Below are 21,234 nucleotides of genomic sequence, written 5' to 3' on the forward strand. Positions count from 1 at the left end.
GGCACCCCTCACGGGCGTACCGCTGAGTGACGTACTGCTCAGTCCTCGCTGGGCGCCGCCGGGAGCTTCTCCTGGATCAAGGTCATGACTGTCGAGTCGGTCAGCGTCGTGACGTCACCGAGCTGGCGGTTCTCCGCCACGTCCCGCAGCAGACGGCGCATGATCTTGCCGGAGCGGGTCTTCGGCAGCTCGGCCACCGGGAGGACCCGCTTGGGCTTGGCGATCGGGCCGAGGACGGCGCCGACGTGGTTGCGCAGGTCGTTGACGAGGTTCTCGTCCTCCGCGTTCGCCGTGCCGCGCAGGATGACGAACGCGACGATCGCCTGCCCGGTCGTCTCGTCGGCCGCGCCGACCACGGCCGCCTCGGCCACGGACGGGTGGGAGACGAGCGCCGACTCGACCTCGGTGGTGGAGATGTTGTGCCCGGACACGAGCATCACGTCGTCCACCCGGCCGAGCAGCCAGATGTCGCCGTCGTCGTCCTTCTTCGCGCCGTCACCGGCGAAGTACTTGCCCTCGAAACGCGACCAGTACGTGTCCAGGAACCGCTGGTCGTCGCCCCAGATCGTGCGCAGCATCGACGGCCACGGCTCGGTCAGGACCAGGTAACCGCCGCCGCCGTTCGGGACCTCGCCCGCCTCGTCGTCGACCACGGTCGCGGAGATGCCGGGCAGCGGCGTCTGCGCGGAACCGGGCTTGGTGTGGGTCACGCCCGGCAGCGGCGAGATCATCATCGCGCCGGTCTCGGTCTGCCACCAGGTGTCCACGATCGGCGTCTTGTCGCCGCCGATGTGCTTGCGGTACCAGATCCACGCCTCGGGGTTGATCGGCTCGCCCACCGAGCCCAGCACCCGCAGGGAGCTGAGGTCGAACTTCGCGGGGATGTCGTCGCCCCACTTCATGAACGTACGGATCGCGGTCGGCGCCGTGTACAGGATCGTCACCCCGTACTTCTGGACGATCTCCCAGAAGCGGCCCTGGTGCGGGGTGTCCGGGGTGCCCTCGTACATGACCTGCGTCGCGCCGTTCGCGAGCGGGCCGTAGACGATGTACGAGTGCCCGGTGACCCAGCCGACGTCGGCCGTGCACCAGTAGACGTCGGTCTCCGGCTTGAGGTCGAAGACCGCGTGGTGGGTGTACGCGGCCTGGGTGAGATAGCCGCCGGAGGTGTGCAGGATGCCCTTCGGCTTACCCGTCGTACCGGACGTGTAGAGGATGAACAGCGGCTGCTCCGCCTCGAACGCCTCCGGCGTGTGCTCCGTCGACTGCCGGTCGACGATCTCGTGCCACCAGACGTCGTGGCCGTCGTCCCAGGCGACCTCCTGCCCGGTACGCCGTACGACGAGCACGTGCTCGACGTTGTCCACCTTGGTCAGGGCCTCGTCCACGGCCGGCTTGAGCGCGGACGGCTTGCCGCGCCGCCAGCCGCCGTCAGAGGTGATGACGACCTTGGCGTCCGCGTCCTGGATACGGGTCGCGAGCGCGTCCGCCGAGAAGCCGCCGAACACCACCGAGTGCGCGGCGCCGATGCGCGCGCAGGCCAGCATCGCGACCGCTGTCTCCGGGATCATCGGCATGTAGACGGCGACCCGGTCGCCCTTCTGGACTCCCAGCTCCAGCAGGGCGTTCGCGGCCTTGGAGACCTCGTCCTTCAGCTCGGCGTAGGTGATCGCGCGGCTGTCGCCGGGCTCGCCCTCGAAGTGGATGGCGACCCGGTCGCCGTTGCCCGCCTCGACGTGCCGGTCCACGCAGTTGTACGCCACGTTGAGCGATCCGTCCTTGAACCACTTGGCGAACGGCGGGTTCGACCAGTCCAGCGTCTCGCTCGGCTCCTTGGCCCAGCTCAGGCGGCGGGCCTGCGCGGCCCAGAAGCCGAGCCGGTCAGCCTTGGCCTGCTCATACGCCTCCGCCGTGACATTGGCGTGCGCCGCCAGGCCCGCGGGGGGTGCGAACCTGCGCTCTTCCTTGAGCAGGTTGGCCAGGCTTTCGTTGCTCACGGCATCTGCCTTTCCCAGGGTGTCCGTTGTGTCCCGGGCCAGCTCATCAGACCCGGGGGTCCGATGACAAGGGTCGCCGAAATATTGGTTTAGACCTGTCATCGGACCCGTGGGCGGATCTGCGTGGCGGGGGTCTTTCGTGCCCACGGACACCGGGTGAACGACGTTCAGGCCGACACGTCCATCACCCCCACCCGATCGAACAACTCGTCCTCCCCGCTCAGCAGATACGCCTGCGCCTCACCCACGTGGAAGTACATCCCGTTGAGCTCCAACTCCCCGTCCCGCAGGGCCCGCGCCACCGACTCGTGCCCCCGCAGATGCTCCAACTGCTGCACCACATTGGTCAGACACAGCTGCTCTACGGCATCGGCGGGCGCCCTGGTGGCCAACCGCGCCCAGGGCCGGTTGTCGTCGGCCATCCGCTCCAGGCTCGGCCGCCCATGCCGCAGCCACCGCTTGAGCGGCGAACGGGGCTCCCCAGGCCGGGAGTTGAGCAGCGCCTGCATGGCCCCGCACCCCGAGTGCCCGCACACCGTGATCGATCTCACGCGGAGCACGTCGACCGCGTACTCGATCGCAGCCGCCACCGAGTCGTCGCCGCTCTTCTCGCCGGGCGGCGGCACGAGGTTGCCCACGTTCCGCACGACGAACAGGTCGCCGGGACCACTGGAGGTGATCATCGACGTGACCAGCCGCGAGTCGGCGCAGGTCAGGAAGAGCTGCGAAGGCTGCTGCCCCTCCCTGGCCAGCCGGGCCAGCTCATCCCGCACGAGGGGTGCGGTGTTGCGCTGGAACGCGCTGATGCCACGGGCGAGTTGATGGTCGGAGGCAGGACGGCCGCCGCGGGGCGCCGACTGCGGGCGCTCGCACCGGTGCTCGCGCCACGGCGTCCAGGGGTGACAGCGGCAGGCTTCGGCGCTCGTCGCGTCGGCACGAACTCCCGTACGGCGGCCCGTCAGTTCGGCGGAGCCTCCCCGGGCGGTGTGCGCGTTCTGCCAGTCCTGCAGTGACTCGTACGCCGCGTGGTCCATGAACGAACCGTCCAACTCCACGACGGCGTGGGCGCCCTGGGGCACGAGATGCAGGACGCGGCTGAGCCGCGGTACCGCGAGGAACGTCAACTGCCCCCGGACGTGTACGTGATGGACTCCTTCCTGCTCGTCGTGCGTGATGCGGGTGTGGGCAAGGCGGTTGAGGGCGACGGTGACGGCCACGGTGACTCCGAGGAGCACGCCCTCCAGGACACCGAGGAAGACCACGCCGACGGTGGTGACGGCGTAGACCAGCACTTCTCGGTGGCGGGTCACCGTGCGGATGTGGTGCAGGGACACCATCTGGATGCCGACGGCCATCACGAGTGCGGCGAGCGAAGCGAGGGGGATCAGCTCGAGCACCGGGACCATCAGCAGCGCGGCTACCACTACGAGAACGCCGTGCATCATCGTGGAGTTCCGGCTCACGGCACCGGCTTGCACATTCGCCGAACTCCGGACGGCCACGCCCGCGACCGGCAGTCCGCCGAGCGCGCCGGAGACGATGTTGGCGGCGCCCTGGCCCAGCAGTTCGCGGTTGAGGTCGGAGCGGCCGACGCGGGCGGAGAGCCCGGGCCGCCCGGCGACCAGCTTGTCCACGGCGACCGCGCCGAGCAGCGACTGCACGCTGCACACCAGGGTGGTGGTGAGGACGGCGGCGGCGATGCCGAGCACCGGGCCCTCGGGCAGTCCGGCCAGCGCGTGGCTGCTCCAGGACGGCAGATCGACCTTGGCCAGGCCCAGCCCGGCGAGGGAGGCGGTGAGCGTGGCTCCGGCGACGGCGACGAGCGCGGCCGGGATCTTGCGCATCAGATGTCCCAGCCGGCCCGGGACGCGCGGCCACAGCAGCAGAAGGGCCAGCGTCAGCACACTGATTGCCACATCGGCCGGGTGCAGGTCCGCCAACTGGGCGGGCAAGGCGCGGAGGTTGGCGAGGACCGAGCTCTGCGGGGTGCCGCCGAGCACGATGTGCAGCTGCGCGACGGCGATGGTGACGCCGATGCCGGCGAGCATGCCGTGCACGATCGCGGGGCTGACGGCGAGCGCGGTGCGGGCCACGCGTACGCAGCCCAGGGCGAGTTGGGCAAGGCCCGCGAGGACGGTGACCGCGCAGGTCGTCCGCCAGCCGTAACGGTGGATCAGGTCGGCGGTGACCACGGTGAGTCCGGCGGCCGGGCCGCTGACCTGGAGCGGGCAGCCGCCGAGCAGCCCGGCGACGAGCCCGCCTGCGGCGGCGGCGACCAGGCCGGCCTGGAGGGGCGCGCCGGTGGCGAGGGCGATGCCGAGTGACAGGGGCAGGGCGATCAGGAAGACCGCGATGGAGGCCGACACATCGGCGCCCGTGACACGGAAGCGGCGGTGCGGGGGCGGCGGGCTGTGGGGCGGGTGGACGCGCTTCGTTCGATTCGCGTTCGAGTCGGTGGTGCGGGTGCGTACGCAGGCTGACATGTCTTCCCGTCTCCTCCGGGGCAGCGCGGTCGCGGAACTGGTGGTCCCCGTCGATGGCGGGGGTCGGTCGCGGCCGTGGGTCACGGCGTGCAGCGGCGGGATATCTCAACGCTCGGTAAATGAATAGTAATGCAGAGTAAAGGTCAAGCAAGGATTTTGCGAGCAAATGGGGTAATAAGTCACCTCGAAGAGTGAAGTGAGAATTTCATCGGCTTGTCGTACGAATCCCACCTTCGGCCCCATGCGACCTTGGCGGCGCTGCCGGGAATCCCGGCACATCGCCAGAAAACGCCCTGATCGGCGTCGGTCCGAACGAAGGAAGAAGGTGGGCGGACATGGCCGCCACCCAGAGGATCACCGCGGGCGCCGTGATCGCCGCGGCCTGTGCCGCGTCGCTCGCCGGTTGCGCGATCGGTGACAACGGTTCCCCGCACGGAGCGCACGGTCCGCACAAGACGGCGCCCGCCCCGGCACCCAAGAGCGGAGTCCGCCTGATCGGGGACGGGTCCACGTCCTACACCGGGGCGCAGCCGCATCTGCCCAGACCCGAGCGGCTCAAGCCCGGTCAGAAGCCCCCGCAGTTCGTGGTCTTCTCCTTCGACGGAGCCGGCGAGGACAGCCAGAAGCTGTTCTCCCACTTCCGCAAGGTCTCCAAGGCCAACCACGCGAACATGACGTACTTCCTCAGCGGCGTGTACATGCTGCCGGAGGACAAGCGCGACCTCTACAAGCCCCCGGAGCACTCGCCGGGCAGCTCCGACATCGGCTTCAACGACGAGCAGGGCATCTCCGACACCGTGAAGCAGCTGCGCCTGGCGTGGCTGGAGGGCAACGAGATCGGCACCCACTTCAACGGTCACTTCTGCGGCAAGAACGGCGGGGTCGGCGAGTGGTCGGTCGCCGAGTGGAAGAGCGAGATCGCCCAGGCGAAGCAGTTCGTGAAGGGCTGGAAGACCAACTCCGGGATGAAGAAGGCCTCCCCGCTGCCCTTCGACTACGACAAGGAACTCGTCGGCGCCCGCACGCCCTGCCTGGAGGGCCAGGCCAACTTCATGAAGGCGGCGAGCCAGCTGGGCTTCCGCTACGACACCAGCGGGGTCAACGACCAGATCTGGCCCAAGAAGAAGGAGGGGCTGTGGGACCTGTCCATGCAGCTCGTCCCCTTCCCCGGCCACTCCTACGAGCAGCTGACCATGGACTACAACTTCATGGTCAACCAGTCCGGCACCCAGACCCAGGGCGACCCCGACAAGTACGAGCAGTGGGGCGACGAGATGCGTGACGGCCTGCTCAAGGGCTTCGACCGGGCCTACGACGGCAACCGCGCGCCCCTGGTCATCGGCAACCACTTCGAGTCCTGGAACGGCGGCACCTACATGCGTGCCCTCGACGAGGTCATCGAGAAGGTCTGCAACAAGCCCGAGACGCGCTGTGTCTCCTTCCGGCAGCTGGCCGACTGGCTGGACGCCCAGGACCCGGGGACCCTGGCGAAACTGCGCAACCTGAACGTCGGCGAGGCGCCGAAGCCCGGCTGGGCGTCCTTCCTGACCGGCCGCCCCGCGCCGGCCCCTAAGGGTGTGCCCGGGGCGCCGGCGGTCAAGCAGTAGAAGGTCGGGAGGGGGCACGCCTCACACCGGGGCGGTGACGCTCTCGTCGAGCACGAACCCGGGGTCGACCTGCGCCGCCAGGTCGGCCCCGGTGCGTTCGTTGCCCCAACTCCGGGCGTTCTTCAGGTGGAAGTGCACCATCTGCTGCGTGTAGCGCTCCCAGTCACGCAGTTCGTACGTCGCGTCTGCGGCGATCTCCAGCATGCGCAGGGCCCGGCGGTTGACGTCCTCCAGGAGCTCGAACCGGGGCGGGCGGCCCTTCTCCATGGCGCGCACCCAGTCCGAGTGCCCCACCGTCACCAGCAGGTCGTCCCCGACTTCGGCGCGGAGGAAGTCGAGGTCGTCCTGGCCCTGCACCTTGTTGCCGACGACCTTCAGGACGACTCCGAAGTCGCGGGCGTACTCCTTGTACTGGCGATAGACGGAGACCCCCTTCCGGGTCGGTTCGGCCACCAGGAACGTGATGTCGAAGCGGGTGAACATGCCGGAGGCGAAGGAGTCCGAACCCGCCGTCATGTCCACGACGACGAACTCGTCGCGCCCGTCCACCAGGTGGTTCAGGCACAGCTCCACCGCTCCCGTCTTGGAGTGGTAGCAGGAGATCCCCAGGTCGGCGTCCGTGAAGGGGCCCGTGACCATCAAACGGGCGGCGCCGCCGTCGAGTTCCACCGAGCGCGCGCAGATGTCGTAGACCGGATTGTTCTCGCGCACCCGCAGCAGTCGGGAGCCCGTGCCGGGCGGGGTGGTCTTGATCATCGTGTCGGCGGAGGCGATGCGCGGGTTGCTGCCACGCAGGTAGTCCTTGATCAGGGGGAGGTGCTCGCCCAGTGCGGGCAGTGCGGCGGCCTCCGCCTCGTCCAGGCCGAGCGCGGGGCCCAGGTGCTGGTTGATGTCCGCGTCGATGGCGACGACTGGTTGGGCGGTGGCCGCGAGGTGGCGGACGAACAGGGAGGACAGGGTGGTCTTTCCGCTGCCGCCCTTTCCGACGAAAGCAATTTTCATGTTCACGAAGAGTAGTCGGCTCATAGCTGTATGTGGCGGGTGTGCGTGAAGAAGACCACTCCATCGTGGGGTGCGCCGCCGGGATGGCTACTGTCGTACTCATGAGTACGACAGGTGCGACCGCCGATCCGCTCGCGGCCCTGGGCACGCTGCCCGGAGTGGCCGAGTCCGTCGAGTCCATGCGCAAGGCCGTGGACCGGGTCTACGGGCACCGGGTCATGCGGCGCCGCAGCAACGAGATCACCGCCGAGGCGGCACTGCGCGGGGCGCGTGGCTCCGCCGCGCTGTCCGGGGCCGACTGGGCACTCGAAGAGGTGCGCCGGCGCACCGACTTCAGCGGTGACGAGGAGGCCCGCACGATGGGTGCGGCCCTGCGGCTGTCCGCCGAGGCGGGCCAACTCCTGTCCATCTGGCGGCAGTCGCCCCTGCGGGTGCTCGCCCGGCTGCACCTGGTGGCCGCCGCGAGCAAGGAGGGCGAGGTCGGACGGCCGCGCCAGGAAGGCGAGCCGGTCGACGAGCCGCTCGTCGAACTGCCGCTGCCCGGTGCGGCCGAGGTCTCGGGACGCCTGGACGGGCTCTTGGAGCTGATCATCGCGGGCGGTTCGGCGCCGGCGCTGGTGACGGCCGCCGTCGTGCACGGCGAACTGCTCGCGCTGCGCCCCTTCACCTCCCGTAACGGGCTCGTCGCGCGCACGGCCGAGCGGATCGTCCTCATCGGCAGCGGTCTCGACCCGAAGTCCGTGTGCCCGGCGGAGGTCGGCCACGCCGAACTCGGGCGCGCGGCCTATCTGGCGGCGCTGGACGGCTATGTCTCCGGCACTCCGGAGGGCATGGCCGCGTGGATCAAGCACTGCGGGCGGGCCGTCGAGCTGGGGGCACGCGAGTCGACGGCGGTGTGCGAGGCGCTGCAGCGCGGAGCCGCCTGACACAGGAAAACGGCCCCCTACGGAGGGGGCCGTTACGGGTTGCGGCGGCACGAGGATTCGTACCGCCGCTGGCATGTTCCACCGGGTTACCAAGCGTCCTCGAAATATTGCCCATCAGGTCGGGAACATTGCCCGTCACCTGGTGCGGCTGGCCCGTAATCGACGGGTCGACGTCGCGTGGGTGCTCGGTGTTCATGCGCGGTCCGTGGGGCCAAATGCGTTATTAAGGTGATCCTTTCGGATGTCCTTGGTCTCGCGGGCCGTTAAGTCCTTTGTACTCCCGCGCCGGGGGAAGCGGAACCCCTTGCCGCGCTTCTTTGCTTTTGCGTTCAAAGGGTCACTAACCGGCGTAAACGGTCGCCGCCTTGCGTCGGCTCGCGTACCAGACGAGCCCCGCGGTGGCCGCCGCAGCGCCCACTGCCGCGGCCACGACCAGTGCCGGACGGGGTGGCACGGAGAGTGCGGGCAGCCGCTGCTTGAGCCTGACCGGGCGGTTGAAGTCCAGAATCGGCCACCCGCGCGCGAGTGCCTCGCGGCGCAGTGCGCGGTCCGGGTTCACGGCGTAGGGGTGGCCCACGGACTGGAGCATCGGCACATCGGTCGCCGAGTCGCTGTAGGCGTAGCAGCGGTCGAGGTCGTAGCCCTCGGACTGGGCCAGCTCCTTGACGGCTTCGGCCTTCGTCGGGCCGTATGCGTAGTACTCCACCTCACCGGTGAAGCAGCCGTCGTCGCCCACCACCATGCGGGTCGCCACCACCCGGTCAGCGCCCAGGAGTTCACCGATCGGCTCGACCACCTCGGCGCCCGACGTGGACACGATCACGACGTCGCGGCCGGCGCGGTGGTGCTCCTCGATGAGGGAGGCCGCCTCGTCGTAGATGATCGGGTCGATCAGGTCGTGCAGGGTCTCGGCGACGATCTCCTTGACCTGCTGGACGTTCCAGCCGCGGCAGAGTGCGGACAGGTACTTGCGCATCCGCTCCATCTGGTCGTGGTCGGCGCCGCCGGCGAGGAAGACGAACTGCGCATAGGCGGTCCGCAGCGCGGCCCTGCGGTTGATCAGCCCGCCCTGGTAGAAGGACTTGCCGAAGGTGAGCGTGCTCGACTTCGCAATGACCGTCTTGTCCAGGTCGAAGAAGGCTGCTGTGCGGGGCAAGGAGTGGTTTTCCACAACCCAGAGCATAGGCGCAGCCCATTCGGCGTAAGGTGTGGCGCGTGGGTTTGCCTGAGAGGGCTCTCGGGTACACCATGGAAGTCACGGATCGTTCGCGACCGTGCTAACGCGGCCCGGCTCCTCCCCCCCCGAGTCGGCCGTGAAGGCGACCCCCACTCTCCCCCCCGGTGGGGGTCGTCGCATGTCCGGACCCGTTTTCCCTTCCTGTGCGTGGTCGTGAGGCCAACCCGAGGCGGCTGCGGCCGCCTCTTTTTCATGCCCAGAGCTCGTCACTGTGTGTAGCCGTGAGGCTGCGCTGCGGAACTCGCACAGAGGTCAGTACCAGGGTCAGCGGTATGGGTGACGGCGATATTCACAGGCCCTGTGTTGTCCACAGTTTTCGACCAAGATCCACACGATTTCCGTGATGCCCGCACCGTGATTCCAACGCGTCCTCGATCGCGGCGAGTTCATGGCCGGTTCCGTTTGTCGGACGCGTTCGGCCGGTTTCTGTCGGCCGTGCATATGGAGGCCGATCGCCGGTTCTTCACACGTTTGGGAATCGCGGGACCGCAGGGGCCACGCGAGAGACACATCGATGGGGGATGGAAAGAATGGCCGGAACTGTCACACACGATCCGCCACCCGCCGCCGACGGACGGCAGGACGGACCACTGATCGTCACTGAGGACGCCGAACTCCTCGACGACCTGCTGCGCCTGTGCGCGGCCGCCGGCGCGACACCAGAGGTCCATCCAGGGGTCCCGGAGCGTCGGGGCGGCTGGGAGACGGCGCCGCTCGTCCTGGTCGGCGACGACGCGGCGCGACGGGTGCGCGGGGCCGCCCGTCGGCACGGGGTGGTGTTGGTCGGCCGGGACCAGGACGACTCCGGGGTCTGGCGGCGGGCCGTCGAGATCGGCGCCGACCACGTCCTGATGCTGCCCGACGGCGAACAGTGGCTCGTCGACCGCATCGCCGACGTGGCCGAGGGCGTCGGCCGCCCCGCGCTCACCGTCGGCGTCATCGGGGGCCGCGGCGGGGCCGGAGCGTCCACGCTCGCGTGCGCCCTCGCCGTCACCTCCGCGCGGGAGGGACTGCGCACCCTCCTGGTGGACGCGGATCCACTCGGCGGCGGACTCGACGTACTCCTCGGCGGAGAGAGCGCGGAAGGCCTGCGCTGGCCCGCGTTCGCCGCCTCGCGCGGCCGGGTCGGCGGCGGCGCCCTGGAGGAGTCCCTCCCCGAACTCCACTCGCTCCGGGTGCTCAGCTGGGACCGCGGCGACTGCGTCGCCATCCCGCCGCAGGCCGTCCGCGCGGTGCTCGCCGCGGCCAGAAGGCGCGGCGGCACGGTCGTCGTCGACCTGCCGCGCCGCATCGACGACGGCGTCGCCGAGACCCTCGCCCAACTCGACATGGGCCTCCTGGTGGTCCCAGCCGAGCTGCGCGCCGTCGCGGCGGCCGGCCGGGTGGCTTCCGCCGTCGGCATGGTACTGCGCGATCTGCGCGTGGCCGTCCGCGGGCCGTACGCCCCCGGCCTCGACGACCGGGAGGTGGCCCGCCTGCTCGGACTGCCACTGGCGGGCGAAGTGCCGGTCGAATCGGGGCTGTTGCGGCCGCACGAGGGCAAGGCGCCGCCGGGGGCGGCCGGGAAGGGGCCGCTGGCGCGGTTCTGCCGGGAGTTCTGGGAGCGGGCGCTGGTCGAGGCGGGTGGCGTATGAGCGGGCCGGTGGCGAGCGCGGGGAGGGGCGGTGCGCCCTTGGCTCCGGGGATGCCCGTGGGGTTGCTCGACGGTGTGCGGCGGTGGCTTGCCGAGAGCGGGGGCGAGCCGACGCCCGCGCGGGTGGCGCAGGCGCTGCGGGAGCAGGGGAGGGTGCTGGGGGACGCCGAAGTGCTGGGCGCGGCCGAGCAGTTGCGGTCCGAACTGGTGGGCAGCGGGCCACTGGAGTCCCTGCTCGCCGACCCTTCGGTGACCGACGTGCTCGTGTCGGCCCCGGACCGGGTGTGGGTCGACCGGGGCGGCGGCCTGGAACTGACCGCTGTCACCTTCCCGGACGCGGCGGCCGTACGACGTCTCGCGCAGCGCCTGGCCGCGGTGGCCGGACGACGGCTGGACGACGCACGGCCCTGGGCCGACGCCCGGCTGCCCGACGGGACACGCCTGCACGCCGTACTGCCCCCGGTCGCCGTCGGCTGCACCTGCCTCGCGCTCCGTGTCGTACGACCGCGCGCGTTCACGCTCGACGAGCTGATCGCGGCCGGCACGGTCCCGCCGGGCGGCGACCGGATCCTGCGGGCCGTGATCGAGGCACGGCTGTCCTTCCTGATCAGCGGCGGTACCGGCAGCGGCAAGACGACACTCCTGAGCGCACTGCTGGGGCTGGTCGGGCCGGGAGAACGGATCGTGCTCGCCGAGGACTCGGCGGAGCTGAAGCCGGACCATCCGCACGTCGTACGGCTGGAGAGCAGACCCGCCAACCAGGAGGGCGCCGGCCTCGTCACGCTCCAGGACCTGGTCCGCCAGGCCCTCCGGATGCGGCCTGACCGGCTCGTCGTCGGCGAGGTCCGCGGCCCTGAGGTGGTCCACCTGCTGGCCGCGCTCAACACGGGCCACGAAGGCGGTTGCGGGACCGTGCACGCGAACGCCGCGGCCGATGTCCCCGCCCGCCTGGAGGCACTGGGTACCGCCGCGGGCCTCGACCGGGCCGCGCTGCACAGCCAGTTGGCAGCGGCCCTGTCGGTGGTCCTGCACCTCGTACGGGACCGTGCCGGGCGCCGCCGGATCGCCGAGGTCCACGTCCTGGAACGGGACCCGTCGGGGCTGGTGCGGACGGTACCGGCGCTGCGGTGGGGCGCGGAGGCGTTCGCGTACGAGCGGGGGTGGGAGCGGTTGCGGGAGTTGATTCGGGGCGGGGGCGAACGGGGTTAGGGGCGTGCGGGGCCGACTACGGCGAACGGGAGCGGTGATGGACGTGGGAACGGGTGAGATGTCGGTCGGGGTGGCCGCGGTGTGTGTCGGGGCCCTGGTCTGGCTGATGGGCGGGCGGCAGTCCGGGTCGCGGCGGGCGCAGTTGTTGTTCGCGGACGGCGGTGCGGTGGGCGTCGGACCGCCCTCGTGGGAGCGGGCCGCCGACGAACTGCGGCGGATCCGGGGCCGGTTGCGGGCCGAGTGGTGGTCGCTGGGCGTCGGACTGGTGGTGGCGGTACTGGGGACTTCGGTGGTTCCGGTCGTCGCGGGGGCGGTCGGAGTGCCGTTGCTACGGCGGGTGCGGCTGGCCGGGGAGGCCCGGCGGGCGCGGGAGTCGCGCGGGGACGCGGTGATCGCGCTGTGCTCGACGCTCGCCGGGGAGGTGCGCGCGGGGCGGCAGCCGGGCGAGGCGTTGCTGCGGGCGGCGCTCGACTCCGGCGGCCTCGGTGAGGCGCAGGCCGCGGTGCTGGCGGCGGCGCGGTTCGGCGGGGACGTACCCGGTGCGCTCACCTCGGCGGCCCGACAGCCGGGCGCGGACGGTCTGTTGGGGCTGGCGGCGTGCTGGCGGGTGGCCGTGGACCAGGGGGCCGGACTCGCCGCGGGACTCGACCGGCTCGAAGGGGCGTTGCGCGCGGACCGGGACCAACGGGCCGACCTCCGCGCCCAGTTGGCCGGCGCGCGGGCCACCGCCGTGATGCTCGCCGGACTGCCGGTGCTCGGGCTGCTGCTCGGCGCGGCGATGGGCGCCGATCCGCTGCGGGTGCTCCTGCACAGCGGGGCGGGGTTGGGGTGCCTGGTGGTCGGGGGGTTGCTGGAGGGCCTGGGGATGTGGTGGGCGCTGCGGATCGTGGGCGGGGTGGAGGCGGCGTGAGCGCGGTCGCTGGGTGTCGGAGTCGGAGAAGGGAGACCGCATGAGTGCGGAAGTTGTCCACAGGCTGGGGGTGGGTCTGGGGGCGGTACTGGTCGTGGGCTGGTTGGCGCGGTGGCTGGACGCGCTGCGGCGGGAGCGGCGGGCTCGGCGACGGCTGGCCGGGCTGCTGCCTCGGGAAGCTCGGGAGATTCGGGAGGCGCGGGAGGTGCGGGAAGTGCCGTCTGCCGGGCGGCGGTTCGAGGCTAGGGATGCCGTGCGGCGGTGGTTGCCCGCGGTGGGCGTCGTGGCTGCCGGGTGGGTGTTGGTCGGTGGGATCGCCGGAGTCGTCGTCGGCGGGGCTGTCGCACTCGGGCTGTGGCGATGGCGCCGTAGGCAGATGGCCGACGACACCGGCGCCGAACGCGACGCGGCCACCGCCGCACGCCAACTCCCCCTCGCCGCCGATCTGCTGGCCGCCTGCATCGCCGCCGGGGCCTCGCCGGTGATCGCCGCCCAGGCCGTGGGCGAGGCCCTCGCGGGACCCGTGGGAGAACGGCTGGCGCGGGCGGCGGCGGAGGTACGGCTCGGCGGCGAACCGGCCGACGCCTGGCGGAGGTTGGCCGCACTCCCGGGCGCCGGCCCGCTGGCCCGGCTGCTCGAACGGGCCGACGAGTCGGGGCTACCCGCCGCCGGACCGGTCGCACGGCTCGCGGCGGAGGCCCGCGCCGACTGGACCCGCACCGCGACGGCACGGGCCCGGCGGGCCGCCGTCCTGATCACCGCACCGGTGGGGCTGTGCTTCCTGCCCGCGTTCATCGCGGTCGGCGTACTGCCCGTGGTGATCGGGCTCGCGGGCGGGGCGGCGGGAAGGGGCGGCGGCTGACGGGTGGAGCGAGCGGTGACTGATCCGACAACCGAGCAATCAAGTGATCGAGCAACTGAACCGACAGGAACCTCACGGGGGTTGAGATGTACAAGGCAGTGCAGGGAGTACGGGCAGCGGCGGTACGGGTGGTCCGAGCGGTACGGGCACGGGCGCGACTCGGCGCCGCGCGCCGGGACGCCGGTATGGCCACGGCTGAATACGCGATGGGGCTGGTCGCGGCGGTGGCGTTCGCCGTGGTGCTCTACAAGGTGGTGACCAGCGGAGCGGTCAGCACGGAGCTCCAGGACATCGTGAAGCGGGCTCTCGATGCGAAGGTGTGAACGCCGGGGCGGCGACGGGGGGTTCGTGACGGCCGAGGCGGCCGTGGTCCTGCCCGTGCTGGTGATGTTCGCCATGGCGCTGGTGTGGGGGCTGCTCGTGGTGGCCGCGCAGATCCGGTGCGTGGACGCGGCACGCTCTGGCGCCCGTGCGGCGGCCCGGCAGGACCCGGCCGATTCGGTCGTTCAGGTGACCCGGGACACGGCACCGCGTGACGCGAGGATCACGGTCTCCCGGGAGGGCGACCAGGTCCATGTGGTCGTGGTCGCGAAGCCACCGATGCTCGGCGGGCTGCCCTTCGAGGTACGGGAGGAGGCCGTGGCGGTGGCGGAGGAGACGGTGGGAGAGGGGAGGCCGGGGCCGTGAGGCGTCGTATCTCCGCGCTGGGGCGCATGAGATTCCGTCACCCGGGTCCGGACTCGGACCGGGGGTCCGCCACCGTGTGGAGCCTGGGGGCGATGGCCGTGATGTGTGTCGTGTTCGGGATCGTGCTCGCCCTGGGGCAGGCCGTCGTGGCCCGGCATCGCGCGGCCGGCGGTGCGGATCTCGCGGCCCTCGCGGCGGCCGACCACTGGGCGGAGGGCGGTGCGGGAGCCTGCGCCCGGGCGGAGCGGGTGGCGCGGGCACAGGGGACGCGGCTGGTGCGGTGCGCGGTCGTGGGGGAGACGTCGGACGTGACGGCGGCGGCGGGCCGGGGACCGTTCGCGGCGGAGGTCAGGGCACGGGCGGGGCCTGCGGGGCCGACACCGGCGCCCGCACCGTCCCCTGCGGTGTCGGCGCCTCCCGCAACAGCTCCGTGAGCAACCGCACCGCCCCCCGCTTGTGCAACGGCTCGTTGCCGTTGCCGCACTTGGGGGACTGGATGCAGGACGGGCAGCCGGCGTCGCACTCGCAGGAGGCGATGGCCTGGCGGGTGGCGGTGAGCCAGGCGCGCGCGGTGTGGAAGGCGCGCTCGGCGAAGCCCGCGCCGCCGGGATGGCCGTCGTAGACGAAGACCGTCGGCAGCAGCGTGTCCGGGTGCAGCGGTACCGAGACTCCGCCGATGTCCCAGCGGTCGCAGGTGGCGAAGAGGGGGAGCATGCCGATCGAGGCGTGTTCGGCGGCGTGCAGGGCGCCGCCGAGGATCTCGGGGTTGATACGGGCGGCGTCGAGCTGGTCCTCGGTGACCGTCCACCACACGGCGCGGGTGCGGAGCGTACGAGGAGGGAGGTCGAGTTTCGACTCGCCGAGGACTTCGCCGGTGATGACACGTCTGCGGAGGAAGGAGACGACCTGGTTGGTGACTTCGACGGAGCCGTAGCACAACCGGCCCTGGCCCCAGGGGAGTTCGATGTCCGTCTCCAGGACGGAGATCGCCGTGGTGTCGCGGGCGACCGTCGAGTAGGGAGGGTTGGCCTCCTCGACCAGGGCCACCGAGTCCTCCAGGTCCAGGGAGCGCACCAGGTATGTGCGGCCCTGGTGGAGGTGGACCGCGCCCTCGTGGACGGTGGTGTGGGAGGCGGCCTCGTCGACCGTGCCCAGCAGGCGGCCCGTGCCGTTCTCGACGACCTGGACCGGGCTGCCGCCCCCGCCGCGGATGTCGGTGAGGTCGGCGGCCCGTTCCCGGCGCGTCCAGTGCCAGGCCTTCGCCCGGCGGCGAAGCAGTTTCGCGGTCTCCAGCTGCGGCAGCAGGTCCGCCGTGGCCGGGCCGAACAGTTCCAAGTCCTCGTCGGTGAGCGGTAGTTCCGCCGCCGCCGCGCACAGGTGCGGGGCCAGGACGTACGGGTTGTCCGGGTCCAGGACCGTGGATTCCACCGGCTGGTCGAACAGGGCCTCCGGGTGGTGGACGAGGAAGGTGTCCAGGGGGTCGTCGCGGGCCACCAGGACGGCCAGGGCGCCCTGGCCGGAGCGTCCGGCGCGGCCGGCCTGCTGCCACAGGGAGGCGCGGGTGCCGGGGTAGCCGGCGATGAGGACGGCGTCCAACCCGGAGACGTCGATGCCGAGTTCGAGGGCGGTGGTGGCGGCGAGGCCGAGCAACTCGCCGGAGTGGAGGGCGCGTTCGAGGGCGCGACGCTCCTCGGGGAGGTAGCCGCCACGGTAGGCGGCGACCCGCCGGGCCAGTGAGCGGTCGACCTCGGCGAGGCGTTCCTGGGCGATCAGCGCGATCAGCTCGGCGCCGCGCCGGGACCGTACGAAGGCCACCGAGCGCACGCCCTGGACGGTGAGGTCGGTCAGCAGGTCGGCGGTCTCGGCGGTGGCTGTACGGCGGACCGGGGCGCCCTTCTCGCCGTGCAGTTCGGTGAGCGGGGGCTCCCAGAGGGCGAACACCAACTCACCGCGAGGTGAGGCGTCGTCGGCGACCTCGACCACGGGGAGGCCGGTGAGGCGGCGGGCGGCGACCGAGGGCTCGGCGGCGGTCGCGGAGGCGAGCAGGAAGACGGGGGCGGAGCCGTAGCGGGCGCAGAGGCGGCGCAGGCGGCGCAGTACCTGGGCGACGTGGGAGCCGAACACGCCCCGGTAGGTGTGGCACTCGTCGATGACGACGTACTTCAGGGACTTCAGGAAGGAGGACCAGCGCGGGTGCGAGGGCAATATGCCCCGGTGGAGCATGTCGGGGTTGGTCAGGACGTAGTTGGCATACTGGCGTACCCACTCGCGCTCTTCGAACGGAGTGTCGCCGTCGTACACGGCTGGGCGAACGGCATTGCCCAGAGGTTGTGAAAGTTCCTTCACGGAACGGAGCTGGTCGGCGGCCAGGGCTTTTGTGGGGGCCAGATACAGGGCGGTGGTGCCGCGGCCGTTCGGCGCCTCGGAGCCGTCGAGGAGGGTCGAGAGGACCGGTACCAGATAAGCCAGCGACTTGCCCGAAGCGGTGCCTGTGGCAACGATCACTGACTCGCCGTCGAGGGCGTGCTCGGCGGCCTGTGCCTGGTGGGCCCAGGGGTGTTCGATACCGGCTTCCTGGACGGTGGCGATCACCTCCGCACGAATCCGGTCAGGCCAGACGGCATGGCGGCCCTCACGTGGGGGCAAGTGCTCCGTATGAGTGATGCGCGAAGCCCGGCTCGGTCCGGACGCGAGCCGGTCCAGAACCGTGCCCGGCGAGAGCCCGGACACGGGGTTCGCCGAGGGTCGATCGGATCGCTGATTCTTGGCCATCGGCACCGAGTGTGTCACTGGCGTGACGGACAATGGAGCCAAGGCGTCGTGCACGCCCTGCGGTAAGTGATTGAATGCCATCGCGGCTGGCGAACCGTCCTGGGGGCTCTGCCGAGGTGTCCCATGGGATGACCGCTCGATAGCAAGGTGCTGGAGGATCCGTGGACCTGTCCCTGTCGACCCGTACCGTCGGCGATCGTACGGTCGTCGAGGTCGGTGGCGAAATCGACGTATATACCGCGCCCAAGTTGCGCGAACAGCTGGTCGAGCTGGTGAACGACGGGAGTTTCCACCTCGTCGTCGACATGGAGGGCGTCGACTTTCTCGACTCCACCGGGCTCGGTGTGCTGGTCGGCGGCCTGAAGCGGGTGCGTGCCCACGAGGGCTCGCTGCGCCTGGTCTGCAACCAGGAGCGCATTCTGAAGATCTTCCGTATCACCGGCCTCACCAAGGTGTTCCCGATTCACACCTCGGTCGAGGAAGCGGTGGCGGCCACCGACTGACCGACCGTTCAGGGAGCGGTGATCGACCGCTCCCCGATCGGCCGTATAGACGACCGGCGGACCGGGCTTTCGGCAGCCCGGCCCTCCGACAGCACGCCCGTAGTCCCGAGGGGGATGCATGGCCACCGTTGAACTCCGCTTCAGCGCGCTGCCCGAGCACGTCAGGACCGCCCGACTGGTGGCGGCAGCGGTGGCGCGCAGGGCCGGAGTGGACGAGGCCGTACTCGACGAGGTGAGACTCGCCGTCGGCGAGGCCTGCACCCGTGCCGTCGGGCTGCACCAGAGCAGTGGGATCACCGCCCCGGTGAAGGTGCTGCTGATCGAGGAGGAGAAGCAGTTCTCCATCGAGGTCGGCGACGAGGCACCACGCTCGGCTCCCGGCGACAAGGCGCCCGGGGCGCTGGGCGAGGATCCGGACGCGGAGACCGAGGAGGACGAGATGGGTCTCGCTGTCATCAGCGGGCTCGTCGACGACGTCGAGGTCACCGCGGGGGAGCACGGCGGATCGATCCGTATGAACTGGCCGACGACACCGCCGGCCGCGACGCTTTCCTGAAACCGCCGCACACCACAGCCGAAGGGCCCTGCTGAGCAGGGCCCTTCGGCATTTCCGGGACAGTGCCGCGAGTGTGCGACGAGAGCGCTTCGTCGGTACGCTGGGAATTCGTGAATCAATTCACGATCAATGCTCTGATAATTTGATCAAGCGCCAATGCTTTTAAGGCATTACTATGCGAAGGCCAATTCCGTTTGCCGCGCACTGTTTTGATCAGGTTCCGGTACCTACAATCCGTCCACATCTTGAGCTCAGCACAGGCGTCAAGGAGGACGAATGGCGGGGCTTTCTACCCCTCAGCAGTTTGACCACCCCACAACCTTCGCAGCCGCGGTCCTGACCGACGACAACCGCATCCTCGTGATGGTGATCGGCGTCGTGGCTCTGGCAGCGCTCGTGGTCGCGGGCATCCTGGTCCGCCAGGTGCTCGCGGCCGGCGAGGGCACGGACAGCATGAAGAAGATCGCGGCAGCGGTCCAGGAAGGCGCGAACGCCTATCTGGGACGGCAGTTGCGCACGGTCGGCGTATTCGCCGTGATCGTTTTCTTCCTGCTTCTGCTGCTGCCCGCGGACGACTGGAATCAGCGCGCCGGACGATCGATCTTCTTCCTGATCGGCGCGGTGTTCTCGGCGACCACCGGCTATATCGGCATGTGGCTCGCCGTCCGCAGCAATGTCCGTGTCGCCGCGGCGGCCCGGGAAGCGACCCCGGCGGAGGGTGAGCCCGAAAAGGATCTCACCGCCGTCTCGCACAAAGCCATGAAGATCGCTTTCCGCACGGGCGGCGTCGTCGGCATGTTCACGGTGGGGCTCGGTCTGCTCGGCGCCTCCTGCGTGGTGCTGGTGTACGCGGCCGACGCGCCGAAGGTGCTGGAGGGATTCGGCCTCGGTGCCGCCCTCATCGCCATGTTCATGAGGGTCGGCGGCGGCATCTTCACCAAGGCCGCCGACGTCGGCGCCGACCTGGTCGGCAAGGTCGAGAAGGGGATCCCGGAGGACGATCCGCGCAATGCCGCGACCATCGCCGACAACGTGGGCGACAACGTCGGCGACTGCGCGGGCATGGCGGCCGACCTCTTCGAGTCGTACGCCGTGACGCTGGTCGCCGCGCTGATCCTCGGCAAGGCGGCCTTCGGCGACTCCGGGCTCGCCTTCCCGCTGCTCGTGCCGGCGATCGGTGTGATCACCGCCATGATCGGCATCTTCGCGGTGGCGCCACGCCGGTCCGACCGCAGCGGCATGTCCGCGATCAACCGGGGTTTCTTCATCTCCGCGGTGATCTCGCTCGTGCTGGTGGCCGTCGCGGTCTTCGTCTACCTGCCGTCGTCGTACGCCGACCTCAACGGTGTCACCGACGCGGCGATCAAGGTCAAGGACGGCGATCCGCGGATCCTCGCGCTCGTCGCCGTGGCGATCGGCATCGTGCTCGCCGCCCTGATCCAGCAGCTGACCGGCTACTTCACGGAGACGAACCGCCGTCCCGTGATGGACATCGGCAAGACCTCGCTCACCGGTCCGGCCACCGTCATCCTCGCGGGCATCTCGCTGGGCCTCGAATCGGCCGTCTACACCGCCCTGTTGATCGGTCTCGCCGTCTACGGGGCTTTCCTGCTGGGCGGTGCCTCGATCATGCTGGCGCTGTTCGCGGTGGCGCTGGCCGGCACCGGACTGCTCACCACGGTCGGTGTGATCGTCGCCATGGACACCTTCGGGCCGGTCTCCGACAACGCGCAGGGCATCGCCGAGATGTCCGGCGACGTCGAGGGAGCGGGCGCGCAGGTGCTCACCAACCTGGACGCGGTGGGCAACACCACCAAGGCCATCACGAAGGGCATCGCCATCGCCACCGCCGTCCTGGCGGCGTCGGCGCTCTTCGGGTCGTACCGGGACGCGATCGTCACCGCCGCCAACGACGTCGGCGAGAAGGTCTCGGGGCCGGGCGCGCCACTCAACCTCATGATGGACATCTCCCAGCCCAACAACCTGGTGGGGCTCATCGTGGGCGCCGCGGTCGTCTTCCTCTTCTCGGGGCTGGCGATCAACGCGGTCTCGCGGTCCGCGGGGGCCGTGGTCTACGAGGTGCGGCGGCAGTTCCGCGAACACCCCGGGATCATGGACTACACCGAGACACCGGAGTACGGGCGCGTCGTCGACATCTGCACCAAGGACGCGCTGCGCGAACTGGCCACGCCCGGCCTGCTCGCCGTGCTCACCCCGATCGCGGTCGGGTTCACGCTCGGGGTCGGCGCGCTCGGCTCGTTCCTCGCGGGCGCGATCGGCACCGGCACGCTGATGGCGGTCTTCCTCGCGAACTCGGGCGGCGCCTGGGACAACGCGAAGAAACTCGTCGAGGACGGCAACCACGGCGGCAAGGGCAGCGAGGCCCATGCCGCCACGGTGATCGGCGACACGGTCGGCGACCCGTTCAAGGACACCGCGGGACCGGCGATCAACCCGCTGCTGAAGGTGATGAACCTCGTCGCGCTGCTCATCGCGCCCGCGGTCATCAAGTTCAGCTACGGCGACGACAAGAACATCGGGGTGCGGATCGCGATCTCGGTGCTCGCGTTCCTGGTGATCGCCACCTCTGTGTACATCTCCAAGCGGCGCGGGATCGCCGTGGGGGACGAGGACGACGCCGGGCGGGTGGCCAAGAAGGCGGATCCCGCGGTGGTTTCGTAGACGGTCCTACGAGGCCCGGTTCAGGGGGTCCTGCGAGGTCCTGCTCAACAGGCGGGCGGGCGGCGCGAGTTGTGGGCGCCGCCCGCCCGTTCTGCGTGTGTTCAGGGCCTCGCCGTGAGCCTTCTCTCGCTTGGTGCAAATAGTCACAAAAGCTCTCCTATCGGTCCT

At 70.6% G+C, this 21,234-nt stretch carries 17 protein-coding genes; 12 read left to right on the forward strand and 5 right to left on the reverse strand.

Annotated features, from left to right (window positions below; translation table 11 throughout):
* Positions 1–38: 38 nt before the first annotated feature.
* Together acs and OH768_RS28905 are read right to left on the reverse strand one after the other, a co-directional pair.
* Complete coding sequence (gene acs / locus OH768_RS28900; protein ID WP_406458379.1) at positions 39–1,997, reverse strand: acetate--CoA ligase; 1,959 nt, start codon at positions 1,995–1,997, stop codon at positions 39–41.
* Positions 1,998–2,164: 167 nt separating this feature from the next.
* Positions 2,165–4,480 carry a bifunctional SulP family inorganic anion transporter/carbonic anhydrase gene (locus OH768_RS28905; protein WP_406458381.1) on the reverse strand — a complete coding sequence of 772 codons (2,316 nt, stop codon included), beginning with the start codon at positions 4,478–4,480 and terminating at the stop codon, positions 2,165–2,167.
* A 335-nt stretch (positions 4,481–4,815) separates the two neighbouring features.
* Between OH768_RS28905 and OH768_RS28910 the strand changes: the two genes are divergently transcribed.
* Positions 4,816–6,087, forward strand: a complete 1,272-nt coding sequence (locus OH768_RS28910; protein WP_406458383.1) for a hypothetical protein — start codon at positions 4,816–4,818, stop codon at positions 6,085–6,087.
* A 21-nt stretch (positions 6,088–6,108) separates the two neighbouring features.
* Here the strand turns inward: OH768_RS28910 and OH768_RS28915 are convergent, their stop codons facing one another.
* Positions 6,109–7,089 carry an ATP-binding protein gene (locus OH768_RS28915; RefSeq protein WP_406458385.1) on the reverse strand — a complete coding sequence of 327 codons (981 nt, stop codon included), beginning with the start codon at positions 7,087–7,089 and terminating at the stop codon, positions 6,109–6,111.
* A 101-nt stretch (positions 7,090–7,190) separates the two neighbouring features.
* Between OH768_RS28915 and OH768_RS28920 the strand changes: the two genes are divergently transcribed.
* Entirely contained in the window at positions 7,191–8,015 is an 825-nt protein-coding gene (locus OH768_RS28920) for an oxidoreductase (protein ID WP_406458387.1), read from the forward strand.
* Positions 8,016–8,355: 340 nt separating this feature from the next.
* Here the strand turns inward: OH768_RS28920 and OH768_RS28925 are convergent, their stop codons facing one another.
* Positions 8,356–9,198, reverse strand: coding sequence for an HAD family hydrolase (locus OH768_RS28925; protein WP_406458389.1), 843 nt, complete (start codon positions 9,196–9,198; stop codon positions 8,356–8,358).
* A 584-nt stretch (positions 9,199–9,782) separates the two neighbouring features.
* On the opposite strand from OH768_RS28925, the gene ssd reads away from it, so the two are divergent.
* The 7 genes from ssd (at position 9,783) to OH768_RS28960 (ending at position 14,987) form a co-directional block, all read left to right on the forward strand.
* Positions 9,783–10,886 carry a septum site-determining protein Ssd gene (ssd, locus tag OH768_RS28930; protein WP_406458391.1) on the forward strand — a complete coding sequence of 368 codons (1,104 nt, stop codon included), beginning with the start codon at positions 9,783–9,785 and terminating at the stop codon, positions 10,884–10,886.
* Positions 10,887–10,936: 50 nt separating this feature from the next.
* On the forward strand, positions 10,937–12,094 hold the full coding sequence (locus tag OH768_RS28935; RefSeq protein WP_406458393.1) for a TadA family conjugal transfer-associated ATPase: 1,158 nt from the start codon (positions 10,937–10,939) through the stop codon (positions 12,092–12,094).
* A gap of 37 nt (positions 12,095–12,131) precedes the next feature.
* Complete coding sequence (locus OH768_RS28940; RefSeq protein WP_406458395.1) at positions 12,132–13,004, forward strand: type II secretion system F family protein; 873 nt, start codon at positions 12,132–12,134, stop codon at positions 13,002–13,004.
* A gap of 40 nt (positions 13,005–13,044) precedes the next feature.
* Positions 13,045–13,866, forward strand: a complete 822-nt coding sequence (locus tag OH768_RS28945; RefSeq protein ID WP_406458397.1) for a type II secretion system F family protein — start codon at positions 13,045–13,047, stop codon at positions 13,864–13,866.
* An 86-nt stretch (positions 13,867–13,952) separates the two neighbouring features.
* Positions 13,953–14,189 carry a DUF4244 domain-containing protein gene (locus OH768_RS28950; RefSeq protein WP_406458399.1) on the forward strand — a complete coding sequence of 79 codons (237 nt, stop codon included), beginning with the start codon at positions 13,953–13,955 and terminating at the stop codon, positions 14,187–14,189.
* Positions 14,176–14,553, forward strand: a complete 378-nt coding sequence (locus OH768_RS28955; RefSeq protein ID WP_406458401.1) for a TadE family type IV pilus minor pilin — start codon at positions 14,176–14,178, stop codon at positions 14,551–14,553. Before OH768_RS28950 ends, OH768_RS28955 begins: the two co-directional genes overlap by 14 nt.
* Positions 14,554–14,579: 26 nt before the next feature.
* A complete protein-coding gene (locus OH768_RS28960) occupies positions 14,580–14,987 on the forward strand; it encodes an Rv3654c family TadE-like protein (protein ID WP_406458403.1) in 408 nt (135 codons plus the stop codon).
* On the opposite strand, the gene OH768_RS28965 is transcribed toward OH768_RS28960, so the two are convergent.
* On the reverse strand, positions 14,902–17,406 hold the full coding sequence (locus OH768_RS28965; RefSeq protein ID WP_406458405.1) for a DEAD/DEAH box helicase: 2,505 nt from the start codon (positions 17,404–17,406) through the stop codon (positions 14,902–14,904). The two genes, OH768_RS28960 and OH768_RS28965, sit on opposite strands and share 86 nt — an antisense overlap.
* An 80-nt stretch (positions 17,407–17,486) precedes the next feature.
* On the opposite strand from OH768_RS28965, the gene bldG reads away from it, so the two are divergent.
* The 3 genes from bldG (at position 17,487) to OH768_RS28980 (ending at position 21,066) form a co-directional block, all read left to right on the forward strand.
* Positions 17,487–17,828, forward strand: coding sequence for an anti-sigma factor antagonist BldG (gene bldG / locus OH768_RS28970; RefSeq protein WP_003975386.1), 342 nt, complete (start codon positions 17,487–17,489; stop codon positions 17,826–17,828).
* A gap of 118 nt (positions 17,829–17,946) precedes the next feature.
* Positions 17,947–18,384, forward strand: a complete 438-nt coding sequence (locus tag OH768_RS28975) for an ATP-binding protein (protein WP_406458407.1) — start codon at positions 17,947–17,949, stop codon at positions 18,382–18,384.
* Between the two features lie 276 nt (positions 18,385–18,660).
* The gene (locus OH768_RS28980) at positions 18,661–21,066 is read left to right on the forward strand and encodes a sodium-translocating pyrophosphatase (RefSeq protein ID WP_406458409.1); all 2,406 of its coding nucleotides are present in this window, start codon (positions 18,661–18,663) and stop codon (positions 21,064–21,066) included.
* Positions 21,067–21,234: the final 168 nt, after the last annotated feature.

This window comes from Streptomyces sp. NBC_01622 (assembly GCF_045209635.1).
GTDB lineage: Bacteria > Actinomycetota > Actinomycetes > Streptomycetales > Streptomycetaceae > Streptomyces.